This is a genomic window from Acidovorax sp. ST3 (assembly GCF_003231145.1).
Classification (GTDB): Bacteria; Pseudomonadota; Gammaproteobacteria; order Burkholderiales; family Burkholderiaceae_C; genus Acidovorax.
In genome coordinates this window covers 17,912-40,254 of record NZ_QKVP01000006.1, presented here as the reverse complement: position 1 = coordinate 40,254, position 22,343 = coordinate 17,912, and the positions used below count along the sequence as shown (strand labels likewise).

21 protein-coding genes are annotated in these 22,343 nt (G+C 66.3%); 7 read left to right on the top strand and 14 right to left on the bottom strand.

The genetic code is table 11. The features are described from left to right. The first annotated feature begins 13 nt into the window (after window positions 1-13). Window positions 14-1,663, top strand: a complete 1,650-nt coding sequence (locus DNK89_RS18975; RefSeq protein WP_110961378.1) for a methyl-accepting chemotaxis protein — start codon at window positions 14-16, stop codon at window positions 1,661-1,663. A 66-nt stretch (window positions 1,664-1,729) separates the two neighbouring features. Here DNK89_RS18975 and DNK89_RS18970 read toward each other — a convergent pair whose 3' ends face one another. From DNK89_RS18970 to gspG, 10 genes are all read right to left on the bottom strand, one after another. After that, window positions 1,730-3,118, bottom strand: coding sequence for a GspE/PulE family protein (locus tag DNK89_RS18970; protein ID WP_110961377.1), 1,389 nt, complete (start codon window positions 3,116-3,118; stop codon window positions 1,730-1,732). A gap of 21 nt (window positions 3,119-3,139) precedes the next feature. Further along, window positions 3,140-5,425, bottom strand: coding sequence for a type II secretion system secretin GspD (gene gspD / locus DNK89_RS18965; protein WP_110961376.1), 2,286 nt, complete (start codon window positions 5,423-5,425; stop codon window positions 3,140-3,142). Window positions 5,426-5,429: 4 nt separating this feature from the next. After that, complete coding sequence (gspN, locus tag DNK89_RS18960; RefSeq protein WP_110961375.1) at window positions 5,430-6,242, bottom strand: type II secretion system protein N; 813 nt, start codon at window positions 6,240-6,242, stop codon at window positions 5,430-5,432. Between the two features lie 41 nt (window positions 6,243-6,283). Then, complete coding sequence (gene gspM, locus DNK89_RS18955; RefSeq protein ID WP_110961374.1) at window positions 6,284-6,838, bottom strand: type II secretion system protein GspM; 555 nt, start codon at window positions 6,836-6,838, stop codon at window positions 6,284-6,286. Next, window positions 6,835-8,121 (bottom strand): type II secretion system protein GspL, encoded by a 1,287-nt coding sequence (gspL, locus tag DNK89_RS18950; protein WP_110961373.1) that lies wholly within the window; start codon window positions 8,119-8,121, stop codon window positions 6,835-6,837. Before gspL ends, gspM begins: the two co-directional genes overlap by 4 nt. Before the next feature lie 95 nt (window positions 8,122-8,216). Beyond that, window positions 8,217-9,194, bottom strand: a complete 978-nt coding sequence (gspK, locus tag DNK89_RS18945) for a type II secretion system minor pseudopilin GspK (RefSeq protein WP_161958965.1) — start codon at window positions 9,192-9,194, stop codon at window positions 8,217-8,219. Between the two features lie 98 nt (window positions 9,195-9,292). After that, complete coding sequence (locus tag DNK89_RS18940; RefSeq protein ID WP_110961371.1) at window positions 9,293-9,949, bottom strand: type II secretion system protein J; 657 nt, start codon at window positions 9,947-9,949, stop codon at window positions 9,293-9,295. Window positions 9,950-10,053: 104 nt separating this feature from the next. Continuing rightward, window positions 10,054-10,428 carry a type II secretion system minor pseudopilin GspI gene (gspI, locus tag DNK89_RS18935; protein WP_110961370.1) on the bottom strand — a complete coding sequence of 125 codons (375 nt, stop codon included), beginning with the start codon at window positions 10,426-10,428 and terminating at the stop codon, window positions 10,054-10,056. Further along, a complete protein-coding gene (locus tag DNK89_RS18930; protein ID WP_015012574.1) occupies window positions 10,425-10,823 on the bottom strand; it encodes a hypothetical protein in 399 nt (132 codons plus the stop codon). The genes gspI and DNK89_RS18930 overlap by 4 nt, the downstream gene beginning before the upstream one ends. A 142-nt stretch (window positions 10,824-10,965) precedes the next feature. Further along, entirely contained in the window at window positions 10,966-11,430 is a 465-nt protein-coding gene (gene gspG / locus DNK89_RS18925) for a type II secretion system major pseudopilin GspG (RefSeq protein WP_043565124.1), read from the bottom strand. A gap of 48 nt (window positions 11,431-11,478) precedes the next feature. On the opposite strand from gspG, the gene DNK89_RS18920 reads away from it, so the two are divergent. Beyond that, window positions 11,479-11,928, top strand: a complete 450-nt coding sequence (locus DNK89_RS18920; protein ID WP_056646703.1) for a type II secretion system protein N — start codon at window positions 11,479-11,481, stop codon at window positions 11,926-11,928. A gap of 31 nt (window positions 11,929-11,959) precedes the next feature. On the opposite strand, the gene DNK89_RS18915 is transcribed toward DNK89_RS18920, so the two are convergent. From DNK89_RS18915 to ilvA, 3 genes are all read right to left on the bottom strand, one after another. After that, the gene (locus DNK89_RS18915; protein WP_110961368.1) at window positions 11,960-12,553 is read right to left on the bottom strand and encodes a histidine phosphatase family protein; all 594 of its coding nucleotides are present in this window, start codon (window positions 12,551-12,553) and stop codon (window positions 11,960-11,962) included. Continuing rightward, entirely contained in the window at window positions 12,550-13,356 is an 807-nt protein-coding gene (cobS, locus tag DNK89_RS18910; RefSeq protein ID WP_110961367.1) for an adenosylcobinamide-GDP ribazoletransferase, read from the bottom strand. The genes DNK89_RS18915 and cobS overlap by 4 nt, the downstream gene beginning before the upstream one ends. A gap of 80 nt (window positions 13,357-13,436) precedes the next feature. Continuing rightward, on the bottom strand, window positions 13,437-14,996 hold the full coding sequence (ilvA, locus tag DNK89_RS18905) for a threonine ammonia-lyase, biosynthetic (RefSeq protein WP_060984500.1): 1,560 nt from the start codon (window positions 14,994-14,996) through the stop codon (window positions 13,437-13,439). A 377-nt stretch (window positions 14,997-15,373) separates the two neighbouring features. Between ilvA and DNK89_RS18900 the strand changes: the two genes are divergently transcribed. After that, entirely contained in the window at window positions 15,374-15,823 is a 450-nt protein-coding gene (locus DNK89_RS18900) for an OsmC family protein (protein ID WP_110961366.1), read from the top strand. Window positions 15,824-15,916: 93 nt separating this feature from the next. Here the strand turns inward: DNK89_RS18900 and coq7 are convergent, their stop codons facing one another. Beyond that, window positions 15,917-16,534: a 2-polyprenyl-3-methyl-6-methoxy-1,4-benzoquinone monooxygenase gene (gene coq7 / locus DNK89_RS18895; protein WP_110961365.1), complete on the bottom strand. Its 618-nt coding sequence runs from the start codon at window positions 16,532-16,534 to the stop codon at window positions 15,917-15,919. Between the two features lie 315 nt (window positions 16,535-16,849). On the opposite strand from coq7, the gene DNK89_RS18890 reads away from it, so the two are divergent. From DNK89_RS18890 to DNK89_RS18875, 4 genes are all read left to right on the top strand, one after another. Beyond that, on the top strand, window positions 16,850-17,896 hold the full coding sequence (locus tag DNK89_RS18890; RefSeq protein ID WP_110961364.1) for a porin: 1,047 nt from the start codon (window positions 16,850-16,852) through the stop codon (window positions 17,894-17,896). 500 nt (window positions 17,897-18,396) lie between these two features. Further along, a complete protein-coding gene (locus DNK89_RS18885; RefSeq protein WP_110961363.1) occupies window positions 18,397-19,977 on the top strand; it encodes an ABC transporter substrate-binding protein in 1,581 nt (526 codons plus the stop codon). A 137-nt stretch (window positions 19,978-20,114) separates the two neighbouring features. Then, window positions 20,115-21,095 (top strand): ABC transporter permease, encoded by a 981-nt coding sequence (locus DNK89_RS18880; protein WP_015012584.1) that lies wholly within the window; start codon window positions 20,115-20,117, stop codon window positions 21,093-21,095. Continuing rightward, window positions 21,095-22,312 carry a M20 aminoacylase family protein gene (locus DNK89_RS18875; protein ID WP_060986071.1) on the top strand — a complete coding sequence of 406 codons (1,218 nt, stop codon included), beginning with the start codon at window positions 21,095-21,097 and terminating at the stop codon, window positions 22,310-22,312. Before DNK89_RS18880 ends, DNK89_RS18875 begins: the two co-directional genes overlap by 1 nt. The last annotated feature ends 31 nt before the right edge of the window (window positions 22,313-22,343 follow it).

Below are 22,343 nucleotides of genomic sequence, written 5' to 3'. Positions count from 1 at the left end.
GTAAGGAAGAGCCATGAATGCTCTCGGCCGCTTCTCCATCCGCACGCGTCTCTACTTCGGAACCGTCTTTTCCCTGATCCTTCTGGTCGTCATCGGTGCCATGGGCTATGTGGCCCTGGACCGCACGCGCGGCACCCTGCAGGTGCTGTTTTCAGAGCGCGTGCAGACGCTGACCGACATGTCCGAGCTGCGCACCACCCTGGGTGACCTGCGCCGGACCGAAAAAGACATCATCATCAACTTCAACAACTCGGTCGAGGTCTCTGCCCTGCGCGAGTCCTGGGCCAAGACCCTGACCTCCCTGCGCAAGCGCCTGGCCGATGTGCGCCAGGTGCAGTCGGGCGATGCCGATTTTGTGGCCTCCATCGACAAATCGCTGGACGAGATCAAGCAGTACGAAACCGGCATTTCGCCCATCTTCGAGAAGATCGAAGGCGCGCAGCTGGACGGCGCGGGTGGCGGCGCCTACGCCGATCGCCTGAAGGTCCACATGGAGGCCACCGACAAGCTGTTCTCCAGCCTCGCGGACTCGGCCCGTGCGCAGATGGACGAGGCCCGTGCGGGCGTCGAATCACGCACCTCCACCATGGCCGCGCTGATCGGTGTAGGCCTGGTGCTGGCGCTGGCGGTTCTGATTCCGCTCACGTTCTTCAGCGTGCGCTCCATCACCAAATCCCTCGGACAGGCGCAGGAGCTGGCCGAACGCATTGCCAGCGGCGACCTGTCGCGCGATGTGGCGGCCATGAACCAGGACGAAGTGGGCCAGCTGGTGGGCGCCATGGGCCGCATGCAGGACTCGTTGCGTGACCTGGTGCGCCAGGTGCAGGACGCGGCGGGCAACATCTCCACCGCCAGCTCCGAGATCGCCAGCGGCAACCACGATCTGAGCCACCGCACCGAGCAGACGGCGGCCAACCTGGAAGAGACGGCCTCGTCGATGGAAGTGCTGACCAGCACCGTGCAGCAAAGCGCCCAGGCCTCGCGCCAGGCCAGCGACTTCGCGTCGACCGCTGCCGAGGTGGCCGCACGCGGCGGCGCCGTGGTGTCGCAGGTGGTGACCACCATGGACCAGATCACCACCAGCTCGCGCAAGATTGCCGACATCACGGGCGTGATCGATTCGATTGCGTTCCAGACCAACATCCTGGCGCTCAACGCCGCCGTGGAAGCTGCCCGTGCCGGTGAGCAAGGCCGCGGCTTTGCAGTGGTGGCCAGCGAGGTGCGCAACCTCGCGCAGCGCAGCGCCGAAGCGGCCAAGGAGATCAAGGGCCTGATCGGTTCGTCGGTGGAGCGGGTGGAAGACGGCTCGCGTCTGGTGAGCCAGGCCGGCCAGACCATGACGGAGATCGTGAGCAGCGTGCGGCGTGTGTCCGACATCATTGCGGAGATCACCGCCTCGTCGGCCGAGCAGAGCGACAACATCGGCCAGATCAGCCAGTCGGTCACTCAGCTGGACCAGATGACGCAGCAGAACGCGGCGTTGGTGGAGGAGTCCACCGCAGCGTCCGAGTCGCTGCGCGAGCAGGCCCACCACCTCAACAGCGCGGTCAGCCAGTTCAAGCTGCAGGATGGCGCATCGCCCTCGGCCACGTTCAACACCCCCGTTGCCGCAGCACCCGCCGTCGCCCAGGTGGCGCGCCGACCTGCGTTGCAGATCCGGTAATTTCAGGTGTTTTTGGCTGATAGCGCTAGTGCTTCATGTGCTAGCAGCTATCAGATGTATAGCAAATCAGTCCCGCGTCACCCGCAGCACTTCTTCGCGGCTGGTGATGCCGGCGGCAATCAGGCGTTCGCCGTCTTCGCGCATCAGTGCCATGCCATCGGCCATGGCGGCGGCGCGGATGTCGGCCTCTGACGCCTGGGCGTGGATTTGCGCGCGGATCGCGTCCGTGGTCACCAGCAGCTCGAACACGCCTGTGCGGCCGGTGTAGCCGGTCTGGCCGCAGTGCTCGCAGCCCGCGCCGTGGCAGTGGCTGCAGAACTTGCGCACCAGGCGCTGGGCCAGAACACCGAGCAATGACGACGACAACAGGAACGGCTCCACGCCCATGTCCGTCAGGCGCGTCACGGCGCTGGCCGCATCGTTGGTGTGCAGCGTGGCCAGCACCAGGTGGCCGGTGAGCGACGCCTGGATGGCGATCTGCGCGGTCTCAAAGTCGCGGATTTCGCCGATCATGATGATGTCCGGGTCCTGCCGCAGGATGGCGCGCAGGGCCTTGGCAAAGGTCAGCTCGATCTTGCTGTTGACCTGGGTTTGCCCCACGCCGGGCAGCTCGTACTCGATGGGGTCTTCCACCGTCATGATGTTGTTGCGCGTGGCGTCGAGCCGGCCCAGCGCCGCGTACAGCGTGGTGGTCTTGCCCGAGCCCGTGGGGCCGGTGACCAGGATGATGCCGTGCGGCTGGCCGATCAGGCCCTCGAAGCGGTGCAGGGTGTCGCCCTGCATGCCCACGGCTTCCAGGCTCAGCTTGCTTTCGCTCTTGTCCAGCAGGCGCAGCACCGCGCGTTCGCCATGGGCGCTGGGCAGGGTGGAAACGCGCACGTCGATGGCTCGGGTGCCCAGGCGCAGGCTGATGCGGCCGTCCTGGGGCAGGCGTTTTTCGCTGATGTCCAGGTCGGCCATGATCTTCAGGCGCGAGATCAGGGCCGCGTGCAGCGCGCGGTTGGGCTGCACCACTTCGCGCAGCGTGCCGTCCACCCGAAAGCGCACGCTGCTGTGGCGCTCGTAGGGCTCGATGTGGATGTCGCTCGCGCCGTCGCGCGCGGCCTGCGTGAGCAGGGCGTTGAGCATGCGGATGATGGGCGCGTCGCCGGCCGACTCCAGCAAGTCTTCGACGGCCGGCAGCTCCTGCATCATGCGCGAGAGGTCGGCGTCGCTCTCGACCTCGCTCACCACGGTGGCAGCGCTCGATTCGCTGTGCGAATAGGCCGCGCTGATGCGCTGGGCCAGGGCCGGGGCATCGAGCGGCAGCAGCTGCTGCACGGGGTGCTTGCGCAGCACTTCGGACAGCGCGCCCGCGTCGGGGCTGGGGCCGTGCCACAGCACCAGCTGGTGGCCGTCGTCCTCCAGCAGCAGTTGGGCGGTGCGGGCAAAGGCGTAGGGCAGGGGGTGGCGCATGGGTGGCGGCTCTTCTCTTCTTCAGCGTGGCGAAGTCTCTGCGGGCAGCGGGGCCAGCGGCTGCGCAGGCACGGTGGCTGCGCCGGGCTCTGCGCGCTGTGGCAGCGCGGGCAGGATGGGCGCGCCGGACACCGACTTCATCACCACGCTGGGCGCGGGCTGCGTGTTCTGCTGCAGCGCGCGGATGGCCTCGTAGCGGTCCATCATCAACGCGTCGCTGGTGGCGTTGTCCCGCACCACAATGGGGCGCAGGAACACCATCAGGTTGGTCTTGTTGCGGGTGCGGTTCTCGCTGCGGAACAAGTTGCCCAGCACCGGGATGTCGCCCATCACCGGCACCTTGTCCTGGCCTTGCGAGTAGCTGTCTTCCAGCAGGCCGCCGATCACGATGATGTTGCCGTCGTCCACCACCACGTTCGACTCGATGGAGCGCTTGCTGGTGGTGGGGCCGTTGGCGTTGCTCAGCGTGGCGGTGTCGATCTTGGAGACCTCCTGGTAGATAGCCATCTTCACGGTGCCGTTCTCGCTGATCTGCGGACGCACCTTCAGCATCAGGCCCACGTCTTTGCGCTCCACCGTGGTGAACGGGTTCACCGTGCTGCTGCCCGTGCTGTTGGCGTACGAGCCGGTCACGAAGGGCACGTTGTTGCCGATGATGATGCGCGCCTCTTCGTTGTCCAGCGTCATCAGGTTGGGGGTGGAGAGCACATTGGCGTCGCCGCTGTTCTGCAGAAAGTTCGCCAGCGCGCCCAGGTAGTACTGGCCGTTGACGCGTGGCGCGAGCGCCAGGTTCAGCCCCTTGCCCAGCGAGCTGGCAGCCGATGCGATGGAGGTGGTGGAGCCCGAGGCCAGCGCGGCCGTGACTCCCAGGATGTTGGCGCCCGCCTGGCCGGAGTTGGTACCGATCACGCCCACGGTGCCATCACCGTTCTTGCCCAGAACGCCCTGCCACTGGATGCCGAACTCGGCCACCTTGTTGGCGGAGACCTCGACGATCAGGCTCTCGACCAGCACCTGCGCGCGGCGGCCGTCGAGCTTGTCGATCACGTCGCGCAGCTGGCGGTACAGCGGCTCGGGCGCCGTGATGATGAGCGAGTTGGTGGTGGGGTCGGCCTGGATTTGCCCGCCAGTGGAGGGCTGGTTGTTGTTGGTACTGCTGGTGCCCATGGCGCTTGCGCTGGAGCCCAGGCCGCCGGTGCTGCTGCTGCTGCTGCCGGACGAGCTGCCGTTGGTGGACAGCATGCCGCCGGTGCTCAGCCCCGTGCTGGGTGCGGGCGCGCTGGCGCCGCCCCCGCCGCTGGCTGCGCCGGCATTGCCGCCGCCCATGGCAGCCATGGCGGCGCGCAGGGTGGTGGCCAGCTTGGTGGCGTCGGCGTTCTTGAGGTAGACCACATGGATGTTGCCGCTGGCGGCGCTGCTGCCGGGCGCAGGCGCCTGGTCCAGCTGGGCCACCAGGGCGCGCACCTGGGCCACGCGGGCCGGGTTGGCGGCGCGCAGGATCAGCGAGTTGCTGCGCGGCTCGGCAATCAGGGTGGTCTTGAACGATGTGTCGGCCTGGCCGGGCGCGGCCGCAGCGGCGGCGCCCCCGTTGGCGCTGCCGCCATCGATCAGGCGCGACACCAGCGGTGCCAGGTCGCTGGCAATCGCGTTCTTGAGCGGAATCACCTCCACATCGCTGGCGTTGGACACATCCATGGCCGCCACGATGCGCGCCAGGCGCTGCAGGTTGTCGGCGTAGTCGGTGATCACCAGCGAGTTGTTGCCGGGGTTCACGTTGATGGTGTTGTTGGGGCTGATGAGCGGGCGCAGCACCGGCACCAGATTGGCCGCGTTCTCGAAGTTGAGCTTGAAGATCTGTGTGACGATCTGCCCGCCGCCGGGCGCGCTGCCCGCGTTGCCCTGCACCACGCTCACGCTGCCGCCCTGCAGCTTGGCGTCGGCCTCGGGCACCACCTTGTACAGGCCGGCTGCCTCCACCACCGTGAAGCCCTGCAGCCGCAGCGCGGCCAGGAACTGCTGGAACGCTGCTGCGGGTGTCACCGCGCGCTCGGTCACCAGGTTGAGCTGGCCTTTCACGCGCGGGTCCACCACCACGTTGCGGCCGGTGATGGTGGCCATGGTGCGGGCCACGGCCTCGATCTCGGCATTGGCAAAGTTGAGCGTGACGGGTTCGCTGGGGCGCACGCTGCCGGTGCGGGTGTCCACCGCCGTTTGGGCGCCAATTTGGCCGCTAGCGCAGGTAAGTATTGCGCTGGCAGCTATTGTTTTGACAGTAAAGCGCAGGCGTGGAGCAAACAGGAAAGTCATAGATTCAACCCACGGTGATGATGGAGCGCGCGCCATTGCGCCGTCCGATGATGTTCAGAAGATTGGACAGTGCGGCCTCCCGCTCGGGGGCGGCACTGGCCTCACCCGCAAAGCGCAGGCGGTTGCCCACCCACTGGCCGCTGCCACTCAGTTGCAAGGACCCGTCGATGGTGCTGAGGGCGAGCGTGGGCACCTCGCCGCCCTGCAGCACCAGCCGGTAGCTGCCCATGGGGCGCAGGGTGGACAGGCGTGAGGACATGGCCCGCGCATCCAGCTGGGCCTGGCCCGACAGCACCATGCGGCCAGCGGCCCATTGCACGGCCAGTGCGCGGGTCTGCAGCGCCAGCTGGCCCTGCGGCTGCAGCGTGTTCCAGGGGGTGCCCAGGCCCGCCAGCAACGCGGCGGGCCACTGGCTCTGGCCGTCGGCCAGGGTGATTTGCGGGCCGGCCCATCTCAGGTGCACCTGGGCCTGCAGGGGCTCCGCCGTGCAGCAGCCCGCTTGCAGCCGGGCGCGCAGGCCGCCCCAGGTGGGGCGCAGCTGCCAGTCCACCCGGCCGGGCAGGGCGGCGCTGTCTTTGCTGGCCTGGCCGCCGGTCAGCACCAGCTGGGCCGATCCGGTCCACACCGTGCCGCGTGGCTGCAGCAACAGCACCTGCCCTTGGGTGGCACGGGCCACGCCGCCGGCCAGCCAGTGCGCGGGCGCAAAGGCCACCACGGCGGGCAGCACGCCGGCCAGCACGCCGGCCCATGCCCAGCCCCACGCTGTGCGGGGGGCGGAGCGGGGGGCAGGGCGTGTCGGACGGAGGTTGCGGGCCACGGTGGGGAGGGTGTCGTTCAGGGCGGTGACGGAGCGGCGGGTCAGCGGGCGGGTGCGGCGGGCAGGGCCAGCACCACGGTGCCATCCCAGCGGGGCATGGCCACGGGCGTGCTGCCCAGGGTGACGGGCGCATTGCCAGTCGGCGCCGCAGCAGCAGGAGCAGCACTGCGGGTCAGCCGCGCTTCGAGCGGTGTGGCGCGGGCGTTGCTACGGGCCTGGGCCAGCCACTGGGCCAGCGCGTCGGCCGATGCGCCTTTGAGCGTGACCGTGGCCCGGTCGCCCGCCACGTTGAGTTGGGCCGTGTTGCCCAGGCGCTGCGTGAGGGCGGTGCGCAGCGCGCCCACGGCATCGCCGGGGCTGGTGGTGGGTGTGGCCTGCAGCTGCTGGGCCTCGGCCTGCAGGCTTTGCATGCGCTGCAGTTGAGCATCGAGCGCGGCGTGCCGCGCGGGCGCGGCGCGCAGGGTGCCGAGTGCGGGGGCGACAGCCACCCACCACAGCAGGGCCAGCGCCACCACCGTGCTGGCGGCCAGCACCAGGTTCTGCTCGCGGGGCGCCAGGGCTTTCCAGCGGTCCTGGAGGGCGGAGGGTTGGGTCATGGGCTCACCTCGGTGCGCAGCAACAGGCTGCCATCGTCCATGCGGGCGCGGTAGCCGGCGGCTTGCAGGCGGCCAGACACCACAGATTCTTCATCGGGCGCCAGGGTCACGCCACGCAGGCGCAGCTCGCCGGGCGTGTATTCGATGCTGCTGGGCAGGCGGCCATCGGGCAGCGCCGCACCGGCTGCTGCCAGCAGGGGCTCCAGGTCGCGCGGCGACACGCTACCGGCGGCCTGCCGCAGCTGGGCGAGTTCGCGTTCCATCTGCACTGGCGCATCGACGACCACCTGCACCTTGGGGAAGGTCTGGGTCAGGGTATTGCGCACGCTGGCCTGCTTGGCGGTCAGTGCCTGCCGTTCTTGCCAGGCCCAGGCGTTCAGCCCCACCAGGTGTGCCAACACCAGCACGCCAGCGCCCCAGCGGGCGGCACGCCACTGCGGCGCGTACAGCGCCGCGCTCAGCGCGCTACCCACCTTGCGCAGCGCGCGGGTGCTGCTGGTGCTGGAGAGGTCGAACTGCGCCAGGTCCCAGTTGCCACGGGCGGCGTCGAGTGCACGCTGGCTGGTGGTGTGCAGGGCAATGCGTTGGCCTTGCTGGCCCAGGGTGCGTTCGGCCAGCGCAGCCACCGCGGGCTCGGCGCGGACCATGAGGACCTGGTCGTCGCCAGCGTCGGCGGCCGGCAAACCGGTACGCGCCAGCGTCAGGGCCATGGGCGTCAGCGGCAGCACCGCCACGCCCTGTTCGGCGCCGTGGCCGGCGAGCACCACGTAGGCCTCTTCGGGCGTGCCCAGGGCACACAGCTCGGGCTGGCCGCTGGCCGTGGGGCCGGGCGCAAATTCGGGCACCACGCGGGCCACGCGGCGGCCTGCGGCCTCCAGAGCCTGCAGGTGTTCGCGCAGCCAGGCGCGGTCGCACACGGCCACCCACACCGGCTCGCCAGCCTGCGCGCGGCTTTGTGCGCCGGGCTGCAGCGCAAAGTGCAGTTGGCTGGCATCGTCCAGCACGCGGTCTTCGAGCAGGCCTTCAAGCACGGAGCGCAGCCGGGGCGTTTGCTGGCCGGCACCCAGCGGCACCCCGGCCGGAATGGTCACGCGTTGCCACGACAGCGCCCGTGCGGGCACCACAGCCACGACCTCGCCGCCGGGGCGGGTGGGCTCGGGCAGCAGGGCAGCGGGTGCGGTGGCGTGCTGGAGGGCGGAATGGCCGTCTGCCGTGAGCGTGTAGGCGTACTCGGAGGCGGGTCCCGGGCGTGCCGGCGGCAGGAAAAGGATCAGGGTGCTCATGGGCGGGTTTTGCGGGCCATTTTAGGGGGCGGGCGTGACACGGCGGCGGTGTGGGTGGTGCGGCGTTGAGGGTTGTTGCGCCTCAGAACAGGTTCTCAACGCTGCACCCCTGGCAGGGTTTGCGTGGTTTCCCGGTCGAAGGCCCCGCGCTCGCGCCACAGCGTGGTCACGTCGATGCCCTGTTTGCGGACCAAAGAGCGCTCGTCCACCATCGCATCGCCCAGGCGCAGGCGGCCCCGCACTTCAAAGTACGACGAAGCCACGGCATGGGCGCTTTCGTTGATGTCGATGCTGGCACCCACCAGGTCGCGCACGTCGCTGAGGGTGCGGAAATGCCGCGCTTCGCGGGTCTGCACGATCTTCTGGGCCGTGGCGCTGTCCAGCCCGTCGATGGCGGCCATGAGCACGTTGATGTCGGCGGTGTTCAGGTTGACCGGAGTGCGCACGGGCAGCAGCGTCACATGGGGGGCGAGCGCCGCCACCGTGGCCGGGGTCAGGCCCAGCCACCCCAGCTGGGTCACGCTGGGTGGCAGCAGGGGGGCGGAGCCGCTGTCTGTGCCTGCACCTGCCTGTGCGCGGCGCAGGCCGTCGATGAGGGTGCTCAGCTGCTGGCCGGGCAGGCCCAGGCGCTCGAACAGCCGGGTGAACTGCCGCAGCGCCACGGCCTGTACCTGCCCGCCTTCTGCGAGGTTGGTGATGTTCAGGCGGCCCTGCAGGTCGGTGATCTGGCCCGAGAGGAAGGCCTCGGTGGTGTCGGTGCTGGCGTCGTCTACCTGCGTCACGTTCTTGTCGGCCGCGAGAAAGGTGGACAGGCGGGCCTCCTGCAAGGGAATGGCCCAGGGCTCGGCCAGGTGGTCGGCTCCGCCGGAGCGCCCATCCTCGCGCAGGATCAGCCGCGACCAGTCGAGCGCACCGATCAAGATCCACGCGGACTGCACGCGGCTACGCTCGGCCGTCTCGACCTCCACCGCGCGCCACTGCTGCCACATCGCGGCGGCCGCAAAGGTGGCGACCAGCGTGACGGTGAGCATGGCGGCGAGCAGCGCCGCACCGCGAGCCCTGTGCCTGTGCAATGGGTGCTGCCACAGCGAGTGCCTCCGTGGAGCTGGCTTTGCCAGGCCACGGGTGGCGTCCCCCTGGGGGGAAGCGGCGCAGCCGCTCAGGGGGGTACTCACGATCTGCCTCCACCCAGCACGGGGTTGACCCAGTCGCGCGTGAGCTGGCCCGTCAGCGCCTGGCCCGGGGGCAGGGTGATCTGCAGGCGGATGCCGTCCGGGATGGACGAGGTGCTGTCGCCCGTCGGGGTGCCCGTGCTCGACTGGGGGTTGGACCATGCGCCGCCCCGGTAGTAAAAGATCTGCCAGTTGTCGAGCGGCAGCAGCGTCACCTCGTAGCGCCGCTCGGCGTCGCCCGGCGTGCGCGCCCACTGGGCGGCCTGCTCCCAGGCCTGCCGCCAGTCGGCACGGGTGCGCACGGGCGGCGACTGCCAGCGCAGCCACTGGCCCACGCCCTGGTTGTTGTTGCGGCGGGTCCAGGCCACCACCAGCGCACCCTCGTCGGGCACGGCGCTGCTGCGGCGGGTGAGGCGCAGTACCTGGCCATCCCAGTCCAGCGGCGTGGTGTTGGCGATGGACACCAGGGCGTCCAGGTCCGTACCCCACTGCCCCAGCGCGGCCTGCAGCACCAGCATCTCGTCCGCCCGCTGGCGCGTGGACTCCTGCGCCCGCACCATGCCATCGAGCCCGCGCCAGCTCAGGATGGCAATCAACGCCATCACGCTGATGGCGACCAGCAGTTCGATGAGCGTGAAGCCGCGCGGGACCTTCAAAACTGGCGCGACGCGAGGCCAGCGCACCCATGGAACTGGCTCTGCCAGGCCACCGGGTGCGTCCCCCTCACGGGGGGAAGGCGCGAAGCGACTCAGGGGGGGCATCAATACCTTCCAATGATGGTGGAGAGGCGCAGGATGGAGTTGTCCCCATCCAGCACCTGCGCATCGATGCGCCGAAAACTCGGGTTGGGCGTGGGTCGCACGATGGTCACCACCTGCAGCTGGCGCCCGGCCTGCTCGCAGGTCAGGCTGCTGTCCCCCACGCTGGGCATCTGGCGCGAGAGGCGGGCCTTGACCAGTTCGTTCTCTGCGCACAGCTGTGCGAGCACGATGTCAGACTGCCGCAGGGCGTTGCGCGTGAGTGCCGTCGTGGCCTGCAGCCCCGCCATGAGGGCAATGGCCACGATGGCCAGCGCCACCAGCACTTCCACCAGCGTGAAGCCCTGGTGGCTGACAGGGGGGCGGCGCGTCCTCACTGCACTGCATCCACGGAAAACGGGCGCACACCGTCGGTGGCAATGCGCAGGGTACGGTCGGGGGAGGACTGGTGGGTGATCAGCACCTGCTGCGGGCCGATCAGCGGCTCGGGCCCGAGTTGCAGCACCGCCGGTCCGCGCACCACGGTGCCGGGGTCCAGCCACTGGTTGGGCAGAGCGGCCTGTGCGCTGCGCGGCAGCCCTTCAAAACGGAACCCCCCCGGCAGCGCACGCCAGCGCACCGGGATGCCCCCGGCGCGCGATTGGGCGCGTGCGGATTCGAGCAGCGCCGCCAGCCGCGCGGCCTCCCGCTCCAGCTGCGTCTGCCCGCCATCGCGCATCGCCAGCCCCACGCCCGCCGTGGCCAGCGCCATGATGCTGATGACGACCAGCAACTCCAGGAGGGTGAAGCCCCTCTGAGCTGCTGCACGGCTTCTTCCGAAGAAGACGCCAGTGGCCTGGCAAAGCCAGTTCCATGGCGTCCCTCGCTGGGCGCGTGCCCGTTTCATGGGGCTGGGGCACCTTGGCAATGAGCGGTCACTGCCAGCTGCCAATATCGGCGTCCTTGCCTTCGCCGCCCGACTGGCCATCGGCGCCGAACGACATCACGTCGATCTCGCCCTTGATGCCGGGGTTGAGGTATTGATAGGGGCGGCCCCAGGGGTCGTTGGGCAGCTTTTCGAGGTACAGCTTCCAGTTGCCCGGCACGGGGCCCGCAGTGGGCTTGATGACCAGGGCTTGCAGGCCCTGTTCGGCCGTGGGGTAGCGCTGGTTGTCCAGGCGGTAGAGCTTGAGCGCCTGCATGATGTTGGTGATGTCGGTGCGGGCGGCCGTCACGCGGGCATCGTCGGCACGTTCGAGCACATTGGGCACGATCAGCGCGGCCAGCACGCCGATGATCACCAGCACCACCATCAGTTCGATGAGGGTGAAACCACGGGCCACGGACTTGGCAACGCGGCGCGGGGCGGAGCGCACGAGGAGGGAGAAAGAAGTGTTCACTGCTGGCGGTCTCTCGGATGGTCGAATCGCCTGAATCATAATCTCCGCATGGTGACCAATACGTACAGCAAATGGGGCGTCCGCCTGGGGACTCTGGTGCTCTGGGCAGCAGCCGGCGCCAGCGTGGTCTATTGGGGGCTGCGTCTGTCGGCGCCTTCGTCCGCATCCACCGCGCCGGCCGTGGCGCCTGCCCCGGTGGCCATGGATGCGCAGGCGCTGGCGCGTTTGCTGGGTGCGGCACCTGCCGCCCCTGGCGTGGCAGCACCGGTGGCGCCTACCGCAAGCCGGTTCACGCTGATCGGCGTGCTGTCGGGGCGCAGCAGCGGGGGCGGGGCGGCACTGATTGCCGTGGACGGCAAGCCCGCCAAGCCCTTCCGTGTTGGCGCTGCTGTGGATGAGGGGCTGGTGCTGCAGGCCCTGGGCCCCCGCCAGGCGCAACTGGGGGCCAGCATGGGCGGGCCTGCCACGGTGACGCTGGACATGCCGCTGAAAAACTGACGTTCTTTTTGTTGGCCTGCCGCACGTGGCGTCAGGCCAGCTCCCTGATTTCCCATTCCCCCCAGCCCGGCGCCGCAGCCGGCCAGTCCTCCGAGCGGGGCAGGGCGCTTTCGCCACGCTCCAGCAACCAGGCCACGCAGCGTGCCACCCCGGCGTGGGTGATCCACACCACATCCATCGTCCCCTGATCATTGCGCCATTCGCGGGCGGTCTGCAGGGCGGCCGCCACGCGGTGCAGCATGTGGGCCAGGCTTTCGCCCCCGCCGGGTGCGTGGGTGGCGAACCCGGCCACCCAGGTGTCGATGGCACTTTTGCCGATGGCCTCCCAGGTTTGCCCTTCCCAGCGGCCGAAGTCCATCTCGCGCAGCCGGGCGTCGGGGGTAAGGGTCAAATCGGGTCTGAGCGCTTGTAATTCATGCGCTAGCAGCTCACATCTTTGTAGCGTGGAATAAACCACGAGGGCTCCAGCGGGCAGGGCTGTTGCCAGGCGCTCTGCTGCTGCGCGGGTGTCCTGCGCGTCGGCCGGCACGTCCAAAGCGCCGTAGCAGGTGCCTGGGGCAACCAGCGGGGCCGCATGGCGCACCAGCCACAGGCGGTTTTTGGCGGCGGCGGGAGGGGGCGTCATAGCCATCGCAGTGCGATGGCAGCGCCCAGGTAGAACCCGATCTCGCTCACCTGCTGCGTGGCGCCCAGGCAGTCGCCGGTGAAGCCTTGCAGCCGTCGGGCGAACCAGCGCGCCATCCAGGCCGCGCAGAGCGCGCTGAGAGCGATGGATGCTACCAAAAAGAGAGCTGATTGGGTATATCCCACTAGCACCAGGGGCGGAAAACACCATAAAAGCGCCGCAACCAGTGCCTGGCCGGAGATCTGATCGGCCAGCGGCTTGCTTTTGGAGCGCGCCGTGTCGCCCACATGCGGCAGGCTGCGCACGATGAGCAGGGGCCAAAAGCGCGACAGCACATGCGCGCCCACCAGCGCCGCCAGCGCCGCCAGCAGGCTGTGTGCCCCCAGCAGCGTCAGCAGGCTGAGCTTGGCCAACAGCGCCAGCACCAGCGCCATGGCCCCGAAGGCGCCGATGCGCGAGTCCTTCATGATGTCCAGCGCGCGTTCGCGGTCGTAGCTGCCGCCCAGGCCATCGGCCACATCGGCCAGGCCGTCTTCATGGAAACCGCCCGTCATCAGCACCGTGGCGATGGTGCAGAACACCGCTGCCACGGCCGGGGCCAGCGGGTTGGGCGCCATCGCCCAGTGCAGCGCGGCATACACGGCCGCAGACAGCAACGCCGCCAGCCAGCCAATACCCGGAAAGTGCGCCGCGCTGGCCCGCAGCATGGCCGGGCTGTAGCCCACCCAGTTCGCCAGCCGCCCGGTGACGGGGATGCGGGTGAAGAACTGCACGGCCAGTAGGTAGTGGCGCAGGGCTTGCATGGTGTGCCGTAGGGGCTTGATGCTTCTGTTTTGATAGCTGCCAAGGCATGCTCAACAAGCGCTTGCAGTCATTTTTTGCATTATTTGGAGCGCAGGAACAGCCGGTAGGCCGGATTCAGTGTTTCTTCCACATAGGGGTAGCCCAGTGTGGCCAGGAAGGCGTCGAAGGCGGCCTTGTCTTCGGGCGGCACCTGCATGCCCACGAGGATGCGACCATAGTCCGCGCCCTGGTTGCGGTAGTGGAACAGGCTGATGTTCCAGGTTGGCTGCATCAGGCTCAAAAATTTGAGCAGCGCGCCGGGCCGCTCGGGGAAGGTGAAGCGCATCAGGCGCTCGTCCTGGGCCAGGGCCGAGTGTCCGCCCACCAGGTGGCGCAGGTGTTCCTTGGCCAGTTCGTCGTGCGTCAGGTCCAGCGCCTCGAAGCCGTGGCGGTTGAAGTTCTTGGCGATCTTTTCCGATTCGCCCTTGCCGTTGGTGGTCAGGCCTACAAACACATGGGCCCGGGCGGCGTCGCTGATGCGGTAGTTGAACTCGGTCACGTTGCGCGGGCCGCCGGGCAGTCCGCCCACCACCTCGCAGAAGCGGCGGAAGCTGCCGCGTTCTTCGGGGATGGTGACGGCGAGCAGCGCCTCGCGCTCCTCGCCCACCTCGGCGCGCTCGGCCACAAAGCGCAGCCGGTCGAAGTTCATGTTGGCGCCGCAAAGGATGGCGGCGTAGGTCTCGCCCTTGGTCTTGTTCTTGGCGACATATTGTTTGATGGCCGCCACTGCCAGCGCGCCAGCGGGCTCGACGATGCTGCGCGTGTCCACAAAGATGTCCTTGATGGCGGCGCAGACGGCGTCGGTATCGACGGTGATGTAGTCATCCACCAGGCCCTGCGCCACGCGGAAGGTTTCCTCGCCCACCAGCTTCACGGCGGTGCCGTCGGAGAACAGGCCCACATCGGCCAGCGTCACGCGCTTGTGGGCCTGCACCGACTGGATCATGGCGTCCGAGTCGTTCATCTGCACGCCGATCACCTTGATCTCGGGCCGCACGGCCTTGATGTAGTTGGCCACGCCGGATATGAGCCCGCCGCCGCCGATGGCCACGAACACGGCGTCAAGCTGGTTGCTGCCCAGGCTTTGCAACTGGCGCAGGATCTCCATGGCGATGGTGCCCTGGCCCGCGATCACGTCCGGGTCGTCGAACGGGTGCACGAAGGTCAGGCCCTGTTCTTTCTCCAGCTGGACGGAATGGCCGTAGGCGTCGGAATAGCTCTCGCCAAACAGCACGACCTCGCCGCCGAGCGTCTTCACGGCATCAATCTTGAGCTGCGGCGTGGTGGTGGGCATCACGATCACGGCGCGCGTGCCCAGCCGGTGGGCGCTCATGGCCACGCCCTGGGCATGGTTGCCAGCCGAGGCGCAGATCACGCCGCGCTGCAGTTGCTCGGGCGTGAGGTGCGCCATCTTGTTGTAGGCGCCCCGCAGCTTGAAGCTGAACACGGGTTGCTGGTCCTCGCGCTTGAGGAGCACCTTGTTGTGCAGACGGCGGCTGAGGTTCTTGGCGGGCTCCAGCGCCGACTCCACCGCCACGTCGTACACGCGGGCAGTCAGGATTTTCTTGAGGTAGTCGGCGGGGGTGAGGTGCTGGGTCATGGCAGGTGCAGGAGGAGAGCCCCACCGGCGCAGGGCGGCGGGCGGGGGCCCACATCATAGGGCGTCGCCCTGGGCAGGGGCCGAGGCCTCTGGGCGGGCGGCCTGTTGCGGCGCAGGGCGAGCGGGCAAAAAAAAGCCCCGGGCCGTGAGGCCTGGGGCTAATCCATCCTTTGAGGAGATGGAGGAGACAATCGGTGCGAGGCAAGTGCCGGATTCCGGGCTTCTTGCCGCCTGCCGGTTCCTTTCTGTTCGAAAGCGGCAGCGCATGGGCGAAGTTTAGCGCGAGTCTTGTTGCGATGCAGCAAAATTCGCATCAAATTCTTTTCGTTTCGGTTTTCCGTGCGAAAAAAACCACGTGTCACACAGGAGAAACACAAATGGAATGCACAGTCAGTTGGACCGGCGGGGCGGGAACCCGCTCCGGCATGGGTTTTGTGGCCGAAACCGGCAGCGGCCATGTTTTGACCATGGACGGTGCCCCCGATGCCGCCAACCCCGCCAATGGCGGCCAGAACCTGGCGCCCCGGCCCATGGAGACCGTGCTGGCAGGCACGGGCGGTTGCACCGCCTATGACGTGGTGCTGATCCTTAAGCGCGGCCGCCATGACGTGCGCGGCTGCAGCGTCAAGTTGACGACGGAACGCGCCGAGACCGACCCCAAGGTGTTCACCAAGATCCACATGCACTTCACCGTCACGGGCAAGGGCATCCCCTCAGCCGCCGTGGAGCGCGCGATTGCCATGAGCCATGACAAGTACTGTTCGGCCAGCATCATGCTGGGCAAGACGGCCGACATCACCACCGGCTACGAGGTGCTGGAGGCCTGACGAAGTCGTGGGATGGTCTGGATTGCCAGACTGAGCGGGTAGTTGTGCGTATGTTTTTGGTGCACCTGCTGCCCGCGTGAACCAACTGGGGGTTCAAAGATAGTGCGCCGTGGTGGTCATGACCTTGGCGGCGCCTTTCATGGCCAGGCGCACCGGGGCGGGCAATTCCAGGGCGCCGGCGGCGCGGGCCTGGTCTGCGTGCCGCTCCTCGTCCTGCTTCATCCGGGCGACCACGGCCCTTGAGGCCTGATCCTGCTCGGGAAGCCGGTCGAGGTGGCTTTGCAGATGCGCTGCCACCTGGGTTTCTGTTTCCACCACAAACCCCAGGTTGGCCCGGTCACTGACCTTGGCGGCCACCAGTCCGAGCGCAAAAGCCCCTGCGAACCACAGGGGGTTGAGCAAGCTGGGGCGGGCACCCAGCGCGTCCAGGCGCTGTTGTGTCCAGGCCAGGTGGTCGGTTTCTTCGCGCGCCGCTGCCTGCAGGTGGCCCCGCAGGGCGGGGTCGCGGGTGACAGCCGCCTGCGCACTGTAGAGCGCCTGGGCGCACACTTCTCCCACATGATTCACCCGCATCAGGGCCCCGGCCAGCTTTTTCTGTGCGGGATCGAGCGACGCCTCGGGCACACCGTGGGCTGGTGTCTGTTCGCAAGCGCGGGGTTGGGCGAACAGTGTGCGCAGCGCGTTGTCTGCGGCAGTCAAAAAAGCGTCCATGGAAAGCTTTCGAGTGGCAATGGTGTCGAAACACAAATTGCACTTGGATACAAAAAACCACAAGGCAAGGCACAGGAGTTGCATGCAGCAATCGTGATTTTGCCCGTGCGCACTGAAATGTTGCAACACTGCAACGAATTTCCCCTTTCGGGGCGATTGTGGGTGAATTCCTTTGCGAAACCGGTCCGGGTCTGGTGCAATAAGAGCAACTTCCCCACCAGGAGGTTGGCCCGGGAAACCGGCGGGACTGTGCAGGTGCTTTCACCATAGACCCCCCGTACCGGAGCCCGATGTTTAACCTTGGAGTAACTCGCAATGAAAAAATCCCTGATTGCCCTGGCTGTGCTGGCTGCTTCCGGCGCTGCAATGGCTCAATCTTCCGTGACCCTGTTCGGCGTGGTTGACGCAACCTACGCTTACGGTTCCGGCAGCGTCTCTAACAAGTCGCAACTGACGAACTCCGGCTACAACAGCAGCCGTCTGGGTTTCCGCGGCGTTGAAGACCTGGGTGGCGGCATGTCCGCTTCGTTCTGGCTCGAAGCTGGTCTGAACAACGACAACGGCACCGGCGGCGTTACCAACACCAACAACCAAGCAGCTACCAGCACTGGCGGCGGCCTGACTTTCAACCGTCGTTCGACGGTTAGCCTGAACGGCGGCTTCGGTGAAGTGCGTCTGGGCCGTGACTACACCCCCCAATTCTGGAACCTGACCGTGTTCGATCCGTTCGGCACGAACGGCGTGGGCACCACCCAAACCCTGAACTCCAGCCTGGGCGGCCCTACCACCATCCGCGCTTCGAACTCCATCGGCTACTTCCTGCCTGGCAACCTGGGTGGTTTCTACGGCCAAGCCCAGTACTACATGGGTGAGAACAACAGCAACGCTGCCAACAAGAAGGACGGCAACGGCCTGGCACTGCGCGCTGGTTACGCTAACGGCCCCATCAACGCCGCTATCGCTTTCTCCGAAACCAAGTTCCTGACGGGCAACATCAAGGCTGTGAACCTGGGCGGTCAATACGACCTGGGCATGGCTAAGATCATGGCTCACTACAACCAAGACAAGATCAGCGGCGGTAACGACGGTAAGGGCTTCCTGATTGGTGGTCTGATCCCCGTGGGCGCTGGCGAAGTTCGTCTGGCTTACTCCACCTACAAGATCGACACCGTTGGTGCTGATCCCCGTACGAACAAGCTGGCTCTGGGCTACGTGCACAACCTGTCCAAGCGCACGGCTCTGTACGCAACGTACGCTCACCTGACCAACAAGAACGGCGCTGCACAAGCTCTGAACGGCGCTGTGACTGGTGTGAACAGCAACTCCAACGGCTACGACTTCGGTATCCGTCACAGCTTCTAATATCGTCAGCTGGCTTTGGCCAGTTGTTGATACAAAAGCTTAAAAGCCGCCTTCGGGCGGCTTTTTTCATTTCTCGAATTGCTTTCGTGAGTCGGTTCGTCGCGTGCGACTCCCTGTGTATCGATTCGAGTAGTCCAAAGCTGTCTCGTGGTTTGCTTGCAGAACAGTGACTGCCATGCAGACCTGTAGGTTTTGTGGGGCAACTGATTTCCCTCTGTGGAGTGCTTCCGTCGAGGTGGCGATAAGGCCTGGTGGGTGGCAAGGCCACAGGGCACTCTGCCCCTGGGTTGCTGAGTGGTGAAGTAATGTCGCGGCCGTGCCCGGAGGCGTGAGCCCGCACGGACAAGATAAAAAGAAAGTTTTAGCTGGCACCAACCTTGCATGACGGACGCGCTGTCAGCGCAGTTATAGGCCCTTCATAGCACCGGGGATTCAGGGATTTCCCGTTGGCTATAGAGCAACCTTTACTGCATAGTAAAACTTTTAATCAAGAGGGTTCCATGAAACTCAACCACAGTCTTTTGGCGGTGGCTGCGGCCGCCGCGCTGCTGTTTGCGCCATCACTGCAAGCCAAGTCCTTCAAATGGGCCAGTCAGGGGGAAATCGCGACCTGGGACATTCACTCCCAGAACAATGCGCTGCAAAACGGCCTTCATGCCAACGTGTATGAAAGCTTGGTTTACTACAACAGCAAGACGTTTGATGTGGAACCCGTGCTGGCAACAGCCTGGAAGGAGATCAGCCCTACGCAGGTGCGTTTCACGCTGCGCCAGGGTGTCAAGTTCCATGATGGTTCGCCGCTGACCACCGACGATGCGGTGTACTCCATCCAGCGAGCCATGGCCAAAACGTCCAATTTCACCCCCTACGTGCAGGGCATCAGCAAAGTGGTGAAGGTGGATGCCCAGAACTTTGATGTGATCCTGTCTTCGCCCAACCCGGTGCTGCTGCGTCAGATGACCGAGTTGCGCATCATGAGCAAGGCATGGGCCGAAAAGAACAAGTCGGTAGAGCCCAAAGACATCAAAGGAACCGACGAGAACTTTGCCCACCGCAATGCCATGGGGACAGGGCCTTACACCCTCGAGTCATGGCAGCCTGATGTGAAGATGGTGTTCAAGCGCAACCCCAACTGGTGGGGCAAGATGGACGGTAATGTGACCGAGATCGTCTACACGCCCATCAAGTCTGCAGCCACGCGCATTGCCGCGCTGCTGTCGGGTGAAGTGGATCTGGTGCTCGACCCGTCCCCCCAAGATCTGGGCCGCCTGCGCGCCAGCCCTGACCTGAAGGTGATTGACGGCGTGGAGAACCGCACGATCTTCCTGGGCATGGACCAGTTCCGCGAAGAACTCCCGGGCTCGAACATCAAGGGCAAGAACCCGCTCAAGGACGTGCGGGTGCGCAAGGCGCTCTATCAGGCGATTGATGCCGAAACCATCTCGCGCAACATCATGCGCGGCCTGGGCAAGCCCACCGGCACCATCGTGGCGCCACAAGTGGCCGGCTACACCGAGACCGTGGGCAAGCGCTTCCCGTACAGCGTGGATGCGTCCAAGAAGCTGCTGGCCGAGGCGGGTTACCCCGATGGTTTTGAAGTGGACTTCGCCTGTCCTAACAACCGCTACATCAACGACGAAGCCATCTGCCAGGCCGTTACAGCGATGTGGGCGCGCGTGGGTGTGAAGGCCAAGCTGCGCACGCTGCCGCTGGTCAACTACTTCCCGATGATCCAGCGCTACGAAGCCAGCATCTACATGCTGGGCTGGGGCGTGCCGACTTTCGACGCGCTATATAGCCTGCAATCGCTGGTGCGCACCGTGGGTCAAGGCGGCGACGGCAATTACAACGTGGGTCGCTACAGCAACCAGCGCATGGACTACCTGGTGGACCGCATCAAGGCAGAAACCGATGCGCCTGTGCGCGCCCGCATGCTGACCGAGGCGCTGCAACTGTCCAACGACACCGTGTCCCACATTCCTCTGCATGACCAGGTGATCCCATGGGCCATGAAGAAGAACATCGAACTGGTGCACCGTGCCGATAACCGCGTGGACATGCGCACCGTCAAGGTGAACTGATTTATTCTTGACTGACTGAAAGCAAGGGCCGTGCGGCCCTTGCTTTCTTTGGTATATCTGACGATGTATTGACCCGCAGTGCCTCGGCCACCAAAAGTGGCGGTGGCACTTCCATCGAACACTCACTCGACTCTCTGATGCTTGCCTTTATATTGCGCCGCCTGATACAGGCTGTGATTGTCATGGTCACGGTGGCCTTCATCTCCTTCATGCTGTTCCAGTACGTGGGAGATCCCGTGGTGTTCCTGCTGGGCCAGGATGCCACCCCTGAGCAGATTCGCGAGCTGCGCAGCGCCCTCGGCCTGGACAAATCCTTTTTCGTGCAGTTTTGGCACTTTCTGGTGAATGCGGCGCAGGGCGAGTTTGGCCTGAGCCTGCGCCAGGGCGCCAAGGTATCGCGCCTGATTGCCGAGCGCTTCCCGGCCACGCTGGAGCTAGCCCTCGTAGCGGCCCTTCTCGCGCTGGTGATCGGTGTGCCGATGGGCGTGTATGCCGCTCTCAAGCGCGGCACTTTCACCAGCCAGCTGTTCATGACCCTGTCGCTGCTGGGCGTGTCCCTCCCCACCTTCCTGATCGGCATCTTGCTGATCCTGGTGTTTGCGGTGCACCTGGGTTGGTTCCCCAGCTTCGGCCGTGGCGAAGTGGTGCAGCTGGGCTGGTGGAGCACCGGCTTGCTGAAGGCCAAGGGTTGGCATCACATCACCCTGCCTGCGATCACACTGGCCATCTTCCAGCTCACGCTGATCATGCGTCTGGTGCGGGCTGAAATGCTGGAGGTGCTGCGCACCGACTACATCAAGTTCGCCCGGGCGCGCGGCCTGTCCAACCGGGCCATTCACTTTGGCCACGCCCTCAAGAACACGCTGGTGCCTGTGCTGACGATCACCGGTCTGCAACTGGGTGGCCTGATCGCTTTCGCCATCATCACGGAGACCGTGTTCCAGTGGCCAGGCATGGGCCTGCTGTTCATTCAGGCCGTCACGTTCGCCGACATCCCCGTCATGGCCGCTTACCTGTGCCTGATCGCGCTGATCTTCGTGGTCATCAACCTGGTGGTCGACCTGCTGTACTTCGCTGTCGATCCCCGCCTGCGCGTGGGCAAGGCAGGAGGCCACTGATGCAAGGCCCTCGTTTGAAAGCGGGTGGTCGCGCCTTCGCGCACATCGCGCAATACCACCCCGAGTTGACGGCACTGCGGCGTGACCTGCACGCCCATCCCGAGCTGGGTTTTGAAGAGGTTTACACCAGCAAACGCGTCAAGGAAGCGCTGAAGCTCTGCGGTGTGGATGAGATCCACGACGGCATCGGGCGGACCGGTGTGGTGGGCGTCATTCGGGGGCGCAGCACGGCCAGCGGAAGCATGGTGGGCCTGCGCGCCGACATGGATGCCCTGCCGCTGACCGAACACAACGACTTTGCCTGGAAGTCCTGCAAGCAGGGCCTCATGCACGGTTGCGGCCACGACGGCCACACCGCCATGTTGATTGGCGCCGCGCGCTACCTCGCGGAAACGCGTAACTTCGACGGCACCGCCGTGCTGGTGTTCCAGCCAGGCGAAGAAGGCTTTGCCGGTGCCCGCGTGATGATGGAAGACGGGTTGTTTGACCGCTTCCCGGTGCAGTCCATTTTTGCCATGCACAACTGGCCTGCGATGAAGCCCGGCACCGTCGGCATCAACGCCGGGCCCATGATGGCCGCTGCCGACCGCTTCACCGTTGAAATCACCGGGCGAGGCGGCCACGGCGCGCACGCTTACCAGACGGTGGACGTGGTGCTGGTCGCGGCGCACATCATCACCGCTGCGCAGAGCATCGTGTCGCGCAACGTCCGGCCCATCGACAGCGCGGTGGTGAGCCTGTGCGCGATGCAGGCAGGCGACCTGGGGGCCTTCAGCGTGCTGCCCGGTACGGCCACGCTGGTGGGTACCGTGCGCACCTTCGACCCGCAAGTGCAGGAGATGGTGGAAAAGCGGCTCAAGGAGCTGTGCAGCGCCATTGCGCTGGGCTTTGGTGCCACGGCCACCGTTCACTACGAGCGCATCTACCCCGCCACCATCAACAGCGAAAGCGAAGCCATCTTCGCGGGCGACGTGGCCGAATCCCTGCTGGGTGCCGACCACGTGGTGCGCGACCTGGAGCCCAGCATGGGTGCCGAGGACTTCTCTTTCATGCTGCAGAACAAGCCCGGCGCTTACCTGCGCATTGGCCAGGGCACGGGCGCAAGCGGCAGTGCGCTGCACAACAGCCGCTACGACTTCAACGACGACATCCTGCCGTTGGGCGCTGCTCTGCACGCAAGCCTGATTGAGCAGGCCATGCCCCTGCCGGCAGTCTGACCGGATGCCCAGGCTTCATTGCTTGCACCGC